Annotated in this window: 13 protein-coding genes; 4 read left to right on the forward strand and 9 right to left on the reverse strand. The window is 59.2% G+C overall.

All coding sequences use genetic code 11. The annotated features are described in order from the left end of the window. Nucleotides 1-3: 3 nt before the first annotated feature. The 5 genes from RHM55_RS21925 to RHM55_RS21945 are packed head-to-tail and all read right to left on the reverse strand — an operon-like array spanning nucleotide 4 to nucleotide 5,066. A complete protein-coding gene (locus tag RHM55_RS21925; protein ID WP_322178298.1) occupies nucleotides 4-1,443 on the reverse strand; it encodes an efflux transporter outer membrane subunit in 1,440 nt (479 codons plus the stop codon). Then, a complete protein-coding gene (locus RHM55_RS21930) occupies nucleotides 1,440-2,330 on the reverse strand; it encodes an efflux RND transporter periplasmic adaptor subunit (RefSeq protein WP_322178299.1) in 891 nt (296 codons plus the stop codon). Before RHM55_RS21930 ends, RHM55_RS21925 begins: the two co-directional genes overlap by 4 nt. Then, nucleotides 2,327-2,536 carry a DUF1656 domain-containing protein gene (locus tag RHM55_RS21935; RefSeq protein ID WP_219061446.1) on the reverse strand — a complete coding sequence of 70 codons (210 nt, stop codon included), beginning with the start codon at nucleotides 2,534-2,536 and terminating at the stop codon, nucleotides 2,327-2,329. Before RHM55_RS21935 ends, RHM55_RS21930 begins: the two co-directional genes overlap by 4 nt. Further along, on the reverse strand, nucleotides 2,533-4,617 hold the full coding sequence (locus RHM55_RS21940; RefSeq protein WP_322178300.1) for an FUSC family protein: 2,085 nt from the start codon (nucleotides 4,615-4,617) through the stop codon (nucleotides 2,533-2,535). Before RHM55_RS21940 ends, RHM55_RS21935 begins: the two co-directional genes overlap by 4 nt. Continuing rightward, complete coding sequence (locus RHM55_RS21945; protein ID WP_322178301.1) at nucleotides 4,614-5,066, reverse strand: MarR family winged helix-turn-helix transcriptional regulator; 453 nt, start codon at nucleotides 5,064-5,066, stop codon at nucleotides 4,614-4,616. Before RHM55_RS21945 ends, RHM55_RS21940 begins: the two co-directional genes overlap by 4 nt. Nucleotides 5,067-5,620: 554 nt before the next feature. Here RHM55_RS21945 and RHM55_RS21950 point away from each other — a divergent pair. Continuing rightward, on the forward strand, nucleotides 5,621-6,289 hold the full coding sequence (locus RHM55_RS21950; protein WP_322178302.1) for a polysaccharide lyase family 7 protein: 669 nt from the start codon (nucleotides 5,621-5,623) through the stop codon (nucleotides 6,287-6,289). A 6-nt stretch (nucleotides 6,290-6,295) separates the two neighbouring features. On the opposite strand, the gene RHM55_RS21955 is transcribed toward RHM55_RS21950, so the two are convergent. Together RHM55_RS21955 and RHM55_RS21960 are read right to left on the reverse strand one after the other, a co-directional pair. Beyond that, nucleotides 6,296-7,699, reverse strand: a complete 1,404-nt coding sequence (locus tag RHM55_RS21955) for a heavy metal sensor histidine kinase (RefSeq protein ID WP_322178303.1) — start codon at nucleotides 7,697-7,699, stop codon at nucleotides 6,296-6,298. After that, the gene (locus RHM55_RS21960; RefSeq protein ID WP_322178304.1) at nucleotides 7,672-8,367 is read right to left on the reverse strand and encodes a heavy metal response regulator transcription factor; all 696 of its coding nucleotides are present in this window, start codon (nucleotides 8,365-8,367) and stop codon (nucleotides 7,672-7,674) included. The genes RHM55_RS21955 and RHM55_RS21960 overlap by 28 nt, the downstream gene beginning before the upstream one ends. Before the next feature lie 215 nt (nucleotides 8,368-8,582). Here RHM55_RS21960 and RHM55_RS21965 point away from each other — a divergent pair, with 215 nt between their 5' ends. From RHM55_RS21965 to RHM55_RS21975, 3 genes are read left to right on the forward strand one after another with little or no spacing between them, the layout of a single operon-like run. After that, complete coding sequence (locus RHM55_RS21965; protein ID WP_322178305.1) at nucleotides 8,583-9,188, forward strand: hypothetical protein; 606 nt, start codon at nucleotides 8,583-8,585, stop codon at nucleotides 9,186-9,188. Between the two features lie 43 nt (nucleotides 9,189-9,231). Continuing rightward, nucleotides 9,232-9,840 (forward strand): cytochrome b/b6 domain-containing protein, encoded by a 609-nt coding sequence (locus RHM55_RS21970; RefSeq protein ID WP_322178306.1) that lies wholly within the window; start codon nucleotides 9,232-9,234, stop codon nucleotides 9,838-9,840. Beyond that, complete coding sequence (locus tag RHM55_RS21975) at nucleotides 9,833-10,600, forward strand: molybdopterin-dependent oxidoreductase (protein WP_322178307.1); 768 nt, start codon at nucleotides 9,833-9,835, stop codon at nucleotides 10,598-10,600. The genes RHM55_RS21970 and RHM55_RS21975 overlap by 8 nt, the downstream gene beginning before the upstream one ends. 76 nt (nucleotides 10,601-10,676) lie before the next feature. Here RHM55_RS21975 and efeO read toward each other — a convergent pair whose 3' ends face one another. Then, nucleotides 10,677-11,501 carry an iron uptake system protein EfeO gene (gene efeO / locus RHM55_RS21980; protein WP_322178308.1) on the reverse strand — a complete coding sequence of 275 codons (825 nt, stop codon included), beginning with the start codon at nucleotides 11,499-11,501 and terminating at the stop codon, nucleotides 10,677-10,679. Between the two features lie 29 nt (nucleotides 11,502-11,530). Continuing rightward, a complete protein-coding gene (efeB, locus tag RHM55_RS21985; protein WP_322178309.1) occupies nucleotides 11,531-12,841 on the reverse strand; it encodes an iron uptake transporter deferrochelatase/peroxidase subunit in 1,311 nt (436 codons plus the stop codon). Nucleotides 12,842-12,856: the final 15 nt, after the last annotated feature.

Here is a 12,856-nt window from a genome sequence, read left to right on the forward strand (position 1 = left end):
CGGTCATTTATTCACCACCGCCGTACGGCCATTCTCCCAACCCCCACCTAAAGCCAAAAACAGATCGATCTGGCCCATGGCGACTTGGGTGTTAGCCGAAGCCAATTGGGCACGAACATCAGTATAGGTGCGTGTAGCCTGGAGGTCGGCAAGGAACGAGGCGCGGCCAGCCTGGAAGAAACGGTGAGTCTGATCGGCCGCTTGCCGGGCCGACTGTTCGGCGTCGGCCAGCGCCTCACGCCGCTCCAGCAAGGCGGTGTATTGCGCCAGACCGGTCTGGGCTTCGCGGATCGCGTTGAGCACCACGCCATCGAAATGCGCCAGTGCGGCTTGGGTCGAGGCTTCGGCTTCATGGATCCGCGCACGGGAGCCGTTCGATGGCACCGTCCAGCTCAGCAAGGGCCCAAAGCCCCAGCGATTAGTGGCCGGTTGGCCGAGGTTACTCAGAATACCAACGGTGCCAATGCTCGCGCCGATGCTGATGTCCGGGTACAGCGCGCCGGTGGCGACACCAATCTCTGCGGTGGCGGCTGCCAGTCGACGCTCGGCCTGACGAATATCAGGCCGGCGTTTGAGCAATGCGGCACCGTCGCCGACGGGCATGAGCTGCGCGATGTGGGGCAGTTCAGCGCATGTCGTCACGCCAGCAGGTAGTTGTGCCAGCGGTTTGGCCAGCAGCATCGACAAGCGGAACAGCCCGGCTTGACGGGCGGCGTTGTAGCGGGGCAATTCGGCGCGCAGGGATTTGAATTGGGTTTGTGAGCGGGTGACTTGGGTTTCATCCCCGCGCCCCGCGTCGCGCAGGCGCTGGGTCATGGTCAGGCTTTGCTGTTGCAGGTCCAGCGAATGCAGGGCGATGTTCTGCTCTTCATTGGCGGCGCAGACCTGGGTGTAGGCGCGTACTACGTCGGCCACCAGGGTGATGCGCGCGGTGTCCGCTGCGGCTTGGGTCGCATCGGCACTGGCTTGTGCGCCTTCGATGCCGCGCTGCAGGGTGCCGAACAGATCGAACTGGTAAGAGGTGCTGATGCCGATGTCGCCGACATTGGCCACGGGCACTTTATCGGCTAACAGAAAGGCTTCACCCGATTCCTGCAAGCGTTGTGCGCCCATTTTTACCCCGCTGTGGAATCCCCCCAAAGACTGGGCTTCCTCCACTTGCATTCGGGCCCGGGCCAGATTGGCGGCCGCTACCCGCAGGTCGGTGTTGGAGGCCATGGCCTGACGTACCAGCTCATCGAGCCGAGGGTCCTGATACAGTCGCCACCAATCTGCCGGTACCGGCGCTGACATCGCATTGGCACCCTGACCCGCGATTTTGCCCTGCAAATCCGGGCGGTTCAGTGCGGCATCCTTGGGCAGATGATAGTCCGGCCCCACCATCTGGCAGGCGGACAACAGCAAACCCAGGGCTACGGTCGCCAGACGTGCGCCTTGTTTCATTGCGCGGTCTCCCGAGGGTGAGCGTCCTCGATGATCGACACCGTCGCGGTACGCCCGGCGATCATGCGAAAGTCATCCGGCACGCTGTCGAAGGCGATTCGCACGGGAATCCGTTGTGCCAGCCGCACCCAGCTGAACGCCGGGTTGACGTTGGGTAGCAGGTTGGTGCCGCTGCTGCGATCACGGTCTTCGATAGCGGCGACGATGCTCTGCACATGACCGCGCAAGCGTGCGCTATCACCGATCACGCGGATATCCACAGCCTGGCCGATGTGGATACCAGACAGCTTGGTTTCTTCAAAGTAGCCGTCGATATGGAACGAGGTGCCGTCGACCACCGACAGAACGGCGCGGCCAGCGGTGACAAACTCCTGCGAACGCGGTGCGCGGTCGTTGAGGTAACCGTCCACCGGGCTGCGGATCACCGAGCGGTCCAGGTTCAGTTGTGCGGCATCGACCGCAACCTGTGACTCGCTCAAGGCCGACAATGCACGCGCTTCGCGAGACTGACTTTCTTCGAGTTGTTCCTGGGCGACCAGATTGCCCAGGCCCCGGTTGCGTTTGTTTTCACGGCGGGCCTGTTCATAGGTTTCCTGGCGTTCGGCCGCCGTCGCCTTGGCCTGACGCAGGGCCAGACGAAAGCGGTCCTGGTCGATGGTGAACAGGACTTGGCCCTTGGTCACCACCTGGTTGTCGGTCACCTCGACCTTCTGAATCAGGCCGGAAACGTCTGGGGCAATCTGCACCACGTCGGCGCGAATACGACCGTCGCGGGTCCAGGGCGCAAACATGTAATACATCACCATGCGCCAGACCACGACAGTGGCGAAGGTCACGATAAGCAGGGTCAGGACCACTCGGCCCAATGTCAGTAAGGGTTTTTTCATTTCATCAGGTATCGACTGAGAGTATCCACAGCGCCGAGCAACACAGCGTATAGACCTACGTTGAACAATGCCCGGTGCCAGACCAGGCGATAGAAGTGGGCGCGTGTCAGCAGTGCGTGCACCACTAGATAAAGCAAATACGTGATGCCCATCAGTACCATCAGCGTGGGCACGATCACCCCGCTGATATCCAGATCACCGATCATAAAGGCGCTCCGTCGATGCCATAGGGCGGTTGTTCTTTGGCCTCACCGGTGGCCATTATTTCGACGCCAGGCAGCAGCGCCAGGCGCAGGCCACTCAACGCATGCAGCAGGTGAGTGCGGGTTGGATCGTCGTCCATCCATTGCGCGGTCAATGAGCGCCGTGCGCGGTCCATGGTCATCAACAGACCTTTGGGCGCGGGCAAGCGTTGGCGGGCGTTGAGGCAGGCCTGAAAATAAACGCCGACCTCATCGATCACCTGCTGTAGCAGCGCTTGGGGGACTGCGTGTACCCGATGGATATACGCCTGCAAATCCAGCAAGTTGAGGGCGACCTGCAGTTCGCGCAGGGCAACCCCGGTGTCCTGAGCGGTGATGGTCAGGCGCGGTAAATGCTGCATCAGGCGGTCGAGCATCTGCACGCCCATGCGCCGATGCTCGGCCAGTGTCGCCGGCTGGCTCAGGGTGACAATATCGTGCCAACTGAAGCGGGTCAGGCGCTTGGCGGCTAATTCAACGCCGAAGGGGCGTACCACCAGGGTCCAGACAAACGCGAATAACAGCCCCACTGGCCCCGCCAGGTTGGTGTTGACGAAGGCCAGGAAGTCGGCGTCGTAGGCGCCCTGAATGCTGATGAATGAGGACGTATTGACGATGGTCAGCAAGGTCCCCAAGTAGAAGCGGGGCTGCACGGTCAAGGTGCCGATGACGATGAAGGGGATGGCGAAGGCCAGCACCAGCATCGGGAAGTCATGCAGGTTGGGCAGCACCAGGAACAGATAGAGACTGGCGAACAGCACCGACATTGCGGTCCAGAAAAAGAAGCGATAGATCTGCGGTGCGGGGTCGTCCATGGCGGCGAAGAAGCTGCACGCCACCGCAGCCAGAATCACCGCGCTGCCGCCATCGGTCCAGCCCAACAGAATCCACAACACTGACGCGACGATGATTGCGGTGACGCTGGAAAACACCGAATACAGCATCAAGCCGCGATCAAAAAACGGCGTCAGCCGGCCCAGCCGCCAGTGCCGATAGACCGCGCGCCACGAGGACTGGTCGTCAGTGCGCAACGCATGTTGCAGGCTGCGACAGTCCTGCCACAGATCGATCCATTCGCCGAGTCGGTAGAGGGCGTTGGACAGTAGCAACTGATGCCGATCATCCAGCTGCGTCGAGCTGGGTTGCAAGCGCTCCAGATGATCGCGTAGCGCTTGCCAATGTTCGACCGGCGCGCCCTCACGGGTGCTATGCAACCAGGCGCAGGTCTCTGCCAGCAGCGGCGCGAGGCGTTCGGCCTGTTCGGGTGTGCGTTTTTCCAGTGCCAAAAGGGCGTCGTTCAATGCATCGACAACCGGCAACAGGTGAATCATCCGTCCACGCAATTCTTTACTGTTGCGCATTGTCTGAGGGCGCGCACCTTCGTGAGGTAACTGACCGATCATCAGTTCCAGCGTATTGAAAGTAGCAACCATCGAGGTGCGAAGGCGGCCGATGTCTTCCGGGGCCAGGGTGCGCGCCAAAAATAGCTCACTGTAAGCGCTGGCGTCGGCAAACCAGTTGTCAGCCGCCCCCAGCATCACGGGCGCCAGCCGGCGCGGCCAGAACATGCCGCCCACCACGGCGGCACAGACGATCCCGAGGACAATCTCCTCAGTGCGTGACACCGCAATGTCGAACACTGTCAGCGGGTTATCCACAACCGGAAAGGCAATCAGCGGCAGGGTGTAGCCCGCGAGCATCAGCGCGTAACTGTTGGCCGTGCGCAGGTGCAGCGAGAGGAACAGCAAGGTCCCGGTCCAGAGAGCGATCACGATGGCCAGCAAGAACGGGGTCTGCACGAACAATGGCACGAAAAAAACGGCCGCCGCCGCGCCGACAAAGGTCCCCAGCGCCCTGTAGAGCGCCTTGGAACTGGTCGGGCCAACAAAGGGACTGGAAACGATATAGACCGTGGCCATGGCCCAATAAGGCCGAGGCATTTCCATGATCAATGCGATATACAACGCGATCATTGAGGCGGCGAAGGTACGCACGCCATAGAACCAGTCACGTGCCGGCGGTACCCCGGTAAAAAAACCGCTCAAGATGCCCATACCGTGCTGTGATGGCCGGCATCTTCAAATGCCTTCAGCACCCGCAGGGTGGCTTCGAGATCCGCGACGTCGACATTTTTGAGCACGTCCCTGCGCAGACGAATCAACTCATTTTCAATCGACAACGCCAGCGCGCGGCCATTCTCGGTCAGGCTCAAGGATTTGGCGCGGCGGTCTGTGGGATCTTCGGTGCGACAGACCACGTCAGCTGCACATAATTGATCAAGCAAACGCACTAGCGATGGACTTTCCATCCCGGCGGCCTGGGCCACTGTCACTTGGCGCACGCCGTCGCCCAAGCGCAGAATCATCAACAAAGGCATCGCGCACGCTTCGGAGATGCCGTAGTCGACGAGCGTCGTGTGACAGATGCGCCGCCAGTGACGGGACGCTGCCACGATGCCGCGGCTGATGCTCATTTGGAGAATATCGAGAGTCATGGCGTTGCCAGTGATAATAGTTTGAAATCACATTATTAGCTTGCTAACTATAAATAGTTTGTAACACTGTTGCAGCGCCGTCAACCGTCATCTTGCTTGTCCAGGCAATCACACATGGCTGAAGTCCGTGAGTGCCCATCTCCATGACTCTGTGACCATTCCCTTCCACACGCAAGATGCCCGATACAGAGCTTTTCACTGGCAAAAAAAGCAGTGGAGTTTGAATAGATGACTACCGTTTGTCGGTAATAAAAAACGGTATTGGGCGCCTTTATCGCGCTTTTATTCAAAAAAATGACGCAAGGTTTCGGACCTGGCGCCTTTGTTAATGCAGTCTGTGGTGAACCTTTTATTCATCCTGATGTCGTCATCAAATGATGCCGTAATAGTGGCCTTACAGCGGATCGCCTGTTTTTTGACGTCATTAGGTCGGCGATTGAATTTCAACAATCATCGATTCAGCCGATAGCAAGGACAACACCGCTGGGTGGTTGCACACCACCTTTAACGATCCGTCCTTGCTGGTGCGCAAGCCGCACCCCTTCGAGTCTTGAATGATCGATCTCGCTACCTGGAACCTCTCCGTCCCTGTCGGTCCTCCCGCCGTCACCATTGATACGCCAACACTGGTGGGTGGTTATCAGGATGGTTACTTCCGCTCGGGGGACACCTTGTTCTTTTGGGTGCCGGTAACCGGCTCCAGAACTGAAAATGCGATATATCCCCGCACCGAACTGCGCGAGACCAAGGCCGATGGCAGCGTCAGCAACTGGAAATTTCCCCAGGCAGACAACGTCCTGCGTGCCGCGCTGTTGGTCAGTCAGGTACCCTCGACGGGCAAAATCGTGATTGGTCAGATTCATTGTTACCAAAGCGCGGAGCCGTTGCTCAAGCTCGAATACCAGTACAAGGAAAAGCTCAAGACCGGCAACATCGTTGTCAAGTTTCGACGCGCACCCGGCGTGGAGCCTGAGGTCATCATCATTGCCGAACAGGTGCCGATGAATCAGCGCTTCACCTACACCATTCACCTGACGCCCAACGGCAACCTGACCGTCAACGCATTCGACCATGTCTGGACCGCAGCTCTGGATTCATCCTGGAGCACCCGGCTTTTGTACTTCAAGGCAGGCGTCTACGTTCAGGACAATACGGGCTACACCACTGAAGGCGGGGCGGCGACGTTCTACAAGCTGACAATTACCCATGACAAGAAGGCTTGAGTGGGGTCAAGCCGGAAAGACCAGGGTAAACCGAATCGGTGCGGCAACCGGTTGCGCGACGGTGACGCGTCCGCCATGCAGATGCATGATCGCGGCGACAATGGCCAACCCCAGACCATTGGAGTCGGAGCGTTGATGGCGTGAAGCGTCGCCGCGGTAGAAACGGTCGAACAACCGGGTCAAGGCCGCAGGCGCCAGCACCGGACCCTGATTCTCCACCTGGATCAGCCATTCGCTATCGCGCCTGTCGACGCGCACCAGAATCTCGCTGTCCGCATCGGCGTAGCGAATGGCATTGGCCACCAGATTGCTCAACGCCCGCCGCAGAAGGATCGGGTCGGCGTTCAAGGTCCCGCCGCCAGAAGTCTGGATGCGCAATTGACGCTCTTCTGCCAACCCTTCGAAATAACCGGCGACGCGCTGCAGTTCGTCTTCCAGATTCAGTGGCTGACGTTCGAGCACGGCTTGTGCGTCATCAGCCCGGGCGAGGAACAGGATGCTCTCGACCAGTCGGGAAATCCGCTCCAACTCCTCAAGATTCGAGGCCAGCAACGCTTGGTATTCATCCACGCTGCGGGTCTGGCGCAACGCAACCTGACAATGCCCCATCAGTGAGCCGACAGGTGTGCGAATCTCATGGGCCAGGTCTGCGGAAAACTGCATCAGCCGCTGATAACCGTCGGCCAGGCGATCAAGCATGGCGTTGAAAGCGTCGCTGAGTTGATGCAGCTCCACGGGTGTGTCGTGGCTGTCCAGGCGGCTACCTCTGTGGCTGTCGAGCGTCGCCGGGGTGATGTCTGCCGCGTGTGCCGCCATTCGCCGCAACGGGCGTAAACCACGGCGCAATAACAGATAACCGAGCAGCGCGGCGATGACGAAAGCCAGGGTCATGGCCACGTAGATGCGCTGTCTGAAACTGGCGAGCATGGCCATTTCCTTGACCATTACATGCGCGGCCAGCAGGTGCACCTCGGTGTTGCCCGACAGCGCCTGCACGGATGCGGCGCGCAAGGGCACGCCTTCCAGGCTCATCCCACTGCGCAGGTCGGTGTCGTTGAGGGCTTGATCCTGGCCGACCACCGGTACCTGTGGCAGCGGCGCGTGCGACGGATTGACCGAGATCACCGGGGGCTTGCCCGGTTCACCGATGATGAAAATGTCTTCTTCGCTGTCGAGCATGTTTTCGAACAGTTGCGGACTGCTCTCAAGTTTGTCCAGGGTCAGGTCGTAGCGCAGCAGTTTGCGAAAATGATCGAGCCGGGCCAGCACGGCATGGTCGCTGCGCTGCATCACGGTCCGTCCTATCGATACGTAAAGATACAGGCCGGCTCCAGCCACGGTGAGCATTGCCACCAGCGCGAATGCCAGCGTGGTGCGCAGGGTCAGGGATGGCGGGCGTCGGGACCGCATGGTCGCACCTCGCAGACGTAACCGATGCCGCGCACGGTATGGATGAGTTTTACCGGGTAGGGCAGGTCGATCTTGCTGCGCAGACGTTTGATCGCGACATCGACCACATTGGTGTCGCTGTCGAAGTTCATGTCCCAGACCTCCGAGGCGATCTGTGCCCTGGACAGCACATCGCCTTCGCGGCGCAGCAGCAGATGCAACAGCGCGAATTCCTTGTTGGTCAGGACAATCACCTGTTGTTGGCGGGTCACCCTGCGTCGCAGCAGGTCTAGCTCCAAGTCGGCGATATGGAAATGATCCGGTTCGCGGACCACGCCCCGACGCAGCACGGTGCGGATGCGCAGCAGCAACTCAGTGAAGGAAAACGGTTTTACCAGATAGTCGTCGGCGCCCAGCTCCAGGCCACGAATGCGATCCTGCAATTGATCGCGCGCAGTGAGGAACAGCACGGGCACATCCTGTTTGGCGCGCAGCACTTCGATAATCTGCCAGCCATCGATGCCTGGCAGCATCACATCGAGCACGATCAAGTCATAGCGCTGTTCGAGGGCCATGTGCAGGCCATCGGTGCCGTGTTGGGTCCAGTCGACTTTATAACCCGACTCGCCAAGGCCCTTTTTCAGGTACTCGCCGGTCTTGGTGTCGTCTTCGATGAGCAGGATGTGCACCGTTGGGTCTCCATGTTCTTCACACAGGCTGGAGCGTTTCCAACGAGGAGCGTTGGGCAGGTTTGGAGTTTAACCAAGTGCCATGAGGGTGTCGGTGACATTTTTGTCATGCGCGATCTACCTGCGCCGAATGACAAAAATGTCATTCGGCGGTCATGCTGCCGTGCGGGTTCCAGGGTGATGATGGCTACTAACTCACTCAACCAGGTATCGACATGAAGAATGCACTGTCCACAACGTTCGGCTTGCTTCTGCTCAGCGCCGCAGTCATGACCCAGGCCGCCGACATGCCAGTGGTCAAGCCCATGCGCGGCACTGTTGATAGCCTCCAGGCTGATACGTTGAATTTCACCAACCGTGCCGGTCAACATCAGAGCATCGGCTTGACCGACAAGACGACGATTCGCTTGATTTCAAAAACCAGCCTGGATTCGATCAAAACTGACAGCTTTATCGGTTCGGCGGCCACACCGCAGGCTGATGGCACGTTGAAAGCATTGGAAGTTACCGTGTTCGAAGCTAGCCTCAAAGGCAGCGGTGAAGGCCACTACGGTTGGGAAAATGCCGACGGCAGTACCGGCACCATGACCAACGGCACGGTTGGTACGCTGGCAAAAACCAATGGTCGCACCTTGACCGTGCTCTATAAGGGCGGCGAAAAACAGCTGGTCGTGCCAGAAGACGTGCCGATCGCCTACGTTCAACCTGGCGAGCGCAGCGCACTGAAAGCCGGTGCCAAGATCGTTCTGTTCCCGGCCGATGACGGTAAATCCGCGCGCGGTATTGCCGTGGGCAAGGATGGTTTCACGCCACCGATGTAACGCAGAGCGAGGGCGTCGGATTCAGACACCACAGGAGACCGCCATGAGCACTCGACATATCCATCCCTGGCCAGTGCGGCTTACGCATTGGCTCAACGCGCTGGGCATGGTTGGCATGTTCATGAGCGGCTGGGGCATCTACAACGCTTCACCTTTATTCTCTTTCCGCTTCCCCCGCGAGATAACTCTGGGCGGTTGGCTCGGTGGTTCCATCGCTTGGCATCTGGCAGTGATGTGGCTGCTGGTGATCAACGGCCTGGCATACGTGTTGTACGGCGTGTTCAGTCAGCACTTCAAACGCGATTTGTTACCGATTTCAGTGGACGCGGTGAGGCGTGATCTGGGGGATGCCCTGCGCTTGCGTCTGGCTCACCAACAGGGGCGCTACAACGCCGTGCAACGGTTGTCGTATTGGCTGGTGTTGGCGCTGGGCGTGCTGGTGGTCTTGTCCGGGCTGTCGATCTGGAAGCCGGTCCAGTTGCAGGTGCTGTGTAGCTTGCTGGGCGGGTACGACTTCGCTCGTTTCGTGCATTTTGGCGCCATGGCCGGGATCGGTGCATTCGTCGTCGTCCATTTGGTGTTGGTACTGCTGGTGCCACGTACATTTGTGCCGATGATTACCGGTGGTACTCGGGAGAATTCCAATGACTGAACCCAAACAGCGGCCACCTGGTTTGCGCCTGGAACCGGCGCAGCAGACCCAATTGATCAATATTCAACGGCGCTCGTTTCTGCGCGCCGGGCTGACGATCGGTGCAATGTCGATGCTCACGGGCTGCAACCTGGAGAGTGACGATGCTGTGGATAAAACTTTGTGGGCCATGTCGCGCTGGAACGACCGGGTTCAGGCCTGGCTGTTCAGCGGTCAACGTCTGGCGCCGACCTACGATCTGGCAAAGGTCACCAGTCCGTTCCCGTTCAATGCGTTCTACCCTGAATACAATGTGCCCGAGGTCGATCTTTCCACGTACCGTCTGGCGGTGTCCGGGTTGGTGCGTGACACGCAACCCTGGACCCTGGAAAACTTGCGCAAGCTGCCGCAACGCACCGACATCACGCGGCTGATCTGCGTCGAGGGCTGGAGCGCGATTGGCCAATGGGGCGGGGTCCCTTTGCGCACGTTTCTGGAACACATTGGCGCGGACACCACGGCAAAATTCGTCGGGTTCAAATGTGCTGACAAATACTACTCAAGCCTGGACATGCCGACCGCGCTGCATCCACAAACTTTGCTGGCGCTGGATTTCGGCCAAGTAGCACTGCCACCGGATTATGGTTATCCATTGCGTGTGCGGGTGCCGACCAAGTTGGGGTTCAAGAATCCCAAGCACATCGTCGAACTCTTCGTGACCAATGAATACCCGGGCGGGTACTGGGAAGACCAGGGCTATAACTGGTTTAGCGGGAGTTAAAGCAACCGCTGCACAGTTGATCGCAGCCTTCAGGGGAGCAGCTTCAGGATTCCTGGATACTGAAGCTGCTTTTCACTCAGTTCAGACCCAGCTTGCCACGCAAGGTGGACAGGTCTTCAGCCAGGGTGTTGACCGGGCCAATCAGTGCCTTGCGGTCATTTGCACTGACTTTGTCATACGTCTCGTAGCCACCGTCTTTGGTTTTGTATTTGGCCAGGATCTTGTTGACCGTCGCAAAGTTCTTGTCGACTTTGGCGGCAAACACCGTGTCCTGCTTTTCGATCTGCGGGCGGAACAGGTCGACGATTTTTTTGGCGCCGTCGATGTTGCCCTGGAAGTCATACAGGTCAGTGTGGCTGTAACGGTCTTCTTCACCGGAAATCTTGGTGGCAGCGACTTCTTCGAGCAGCACTGCCGCACCGCCAACCACTTTTTCAGGTGGGAAGGTCAGGCCGGCAACGCGTGTTTGCAGGTCTTTGACATCGCCGTTGAGTTTGTCGGCCAGTTCGCCCAGGCCCTGGGTGCTGTTCTCGGAGAACAGGCTGTATTCGATGCGGTGGAAACCGGTGAAGTCTTCAGCGGTCACGCCTTTTTCGTGGTCATCAACGCGTGAATCGATGGAGGCATCCAGGTCGCTGAACAACTCGGCGATGGGCTCAACGGACTCGTAATAAACGCGAGTCGGCGCATACAGTTTTTTGGCGGTGGCCAGGTCGCCTTTTTTCACGGCATCGGTGAACTGTTGGGTGTGGCTACCCAGCTCATCAAGCTGTTCGGTGACGTAGATTTTGTAGTCCGAGATCGGTCCCACCAGGTCCAGCGGCGCTGTCGCGGCGAAGGCGGCCAAGGGAGTCTGGAGCAAGCCAAAGGTAAGCATCACAACGAGAGGCGACTTTTTCATGGGACTTTTCCGGGTGAAATTAGTGTGGGTCAAAGCGTTTTCGTCGGTGTGGAGGCGGCAAGCAGCGACCGACCGAGGTAATCCTGATCGCCGACGACACCGGGCAACGTGAAGAAGTAGCCACCGCCAATGGGCTTCAGGTACTCCTCCAGAGGTTCGCCATTGAGGCGGGTTTGCACGGTGATAAAGCCTTTTTCCAGATCGGACTGGTAGCAGATGAACAACAGGCCCATGTCGAGCTGACCGTTCTTGCTCACGCCATTGGAGTAGTTGAACGGGCGGCGCAAAATCCGGTTGCGTTCAGTGTCGGCGGTGCGTGGGTTGGCCATCCTGATATGTGAGTCCAGGCGAGTCTGCTTGCCGTGGGGATCGGCAGCGTAGTTCGGCACGTCGGTCTCCTGCTTGCCATCCATCGGCGCGCCGGTGGTCTTGACCCGGCCAAAGATCGCTTGCTGTTCCTGCAGTGGCGTCCGGTCCCAGCGCTCGACGAAGTTACGGATGATCCGCACTGCCTGATAGCTACCGCTGACAGCCCATGCGGGCTCATCGCTGCGGGGTTGAACCCAGACCAGGTAGTCCATGGCTTTTTGATCGTTGGAATCGGGGTTGGCTGAACCGTCGCGGAAACCGAGGAAGTTACGTGCACTCTCTGCGGGCTGCCCGGGTTTGACGGGGGCCTGAGCCGGCACGGTGCCTTCCTGCTTCCAGCGCACCAACAACAAGTCGGGCAGATTTTTGACGATGTCACGCAGGGCGTGAATATTGCTGTCGGGGGTGTTGGAGCAGAACTGAATGCTCAAGTCACCGTGGCAGCGGTCAGGCTCCAGCGCGTCATTAGGGAAGCCAATCATCCGGATCAGGCGCGTGGGCTTGACCGACGCCAGGCCGAAACGCTCGTCGAACAGCGACTCACCGACCGACACGGTGATGGTCAGGTTGTCCGGCGTCACCACCGGACCGAGGATGCCCGAATCCACCGTTGGCAATTTCGGATCGACCTGCGGCACGACGCCTCCTGTCATCAGGAACGCAATACGCTCGTTCAGCGTGCGGAACAGACGCTCCAGATCTTCGCGGTCGGCAGCCAGTACGTCGAACGATACGAGCATGCCCGCAGCCGGGCGAGGCGTGACAATGCCCGTCTGGTGACGGCCATGGAACAGGTTACGGTCCTGGGTCTTTTCGCTGTGCGGCGCTTCGGTGACTTGCGCCTGGGACGCCGCCAAAACGTTGCTGCTCAGGCTGCTACCCGCCAATGCTGCACCCGCCGCGCCGAGTCCCAGAAGCACGCGGCGACGTTGGGCTGAAAGCGGGGCGTTGGACATATCTGAATCTTTCATAGTGATGAGGTCTTC

This window comes from Pseudomonas sp. MH9.2, from assembly GCF_034353875.1.
In the GTDB taxonomy this organism is placed as follows: Bacteria; Pseudomonadota; Gammaproteobacteria; order Pseudomonadales; family Pseudomonadaceae; genus Aquipseudomonas.

What these genes read in the sequence shown, in the direction of transcription:
- RHM55_RS21925 (WP_322178298.1), bottom strand. Translation starts at nt 1,443, where the DNA reads ATGAAACAAGGCGCACGTCTGGCGACCGTAGCCCTGGGTTTGCTGTTG.
- RHM55_RS21930 (WP_322178299.1), bottom strand. Translation starts at nt 2,330, where the DNA reads ATGAAAAAACCCTTACTGACATTGGGCCGAGTGGTCCTGACCCTGCTT.
- RHM55_RS21935 (WP_219061446.1), bottom strand. Translation starts at nt 2,536, where the DNA reads ATGATCGGTGATCTGGATATCAGCGGGGTGATCGTGCCCACGCTGATG.
- RHM55_RS21945 (WP_322178301.1), bottom strand. Translation starts at nt 5,066, where the DNA reads ATGACTCTCGATATTCTCCAAATGAGCATCAGCCGCGGCATCGTGGCA.
- RHM55_RS21950 (WP_322178302.1), top strand. Translation starts at nt 5,621, where the DNA reads ATGATCGATCTCGCTACCTGGAACCTCTCCGTCCCTGTCGGTCCTCCC.
- RHM55_RS21955 (WP_322178303.1), bottom strand. Translation starts at nt 7,699, where the DNA reads ATGCGGTCCCGACGCCCGCCATCCCTGACCCTGCGCACCACGCTGGCA.
- RHM55_RS21965 (WP_322178305.1), top strand. Translation starts at nt 8,583, where the DNA reads ATGAAGAATGCACTGTCCACAACGTTCGGCTTGCTTCTGCTCAGCGCC.
- RHM55_RS21970 (WP_322178306.1), top strand. Translation starts at nt 9,232, where the DNA reads ATGAGCACTCGACATATCCATCCCTGGCCAGTGCGGCTTACGCATTGG.
- RHM55_RS21975 (WP_322178307.1), top strand. Translation starts at nt 9,833, where the DNA reads ATGACTGAACCCAAACAGCGGCCACCTGGTTTGCGCCTGGAACCGGCG.
- efeO (WP_322178308.1), bottom strand. Translation starts at nt 11,501, where the DNA reads ATGAAAAAGTCGCCTCTCGTTGTGATGCTTACCTTTGGCTTGCTCCAG.
- efeB (WP_322178309.1), bottom strand. Translation starts at nt 12,841, where the DNA reads ATGAAAGATTCAGATATGTCCAACGCCCCGCTTTCAGCCCAACGTCGC.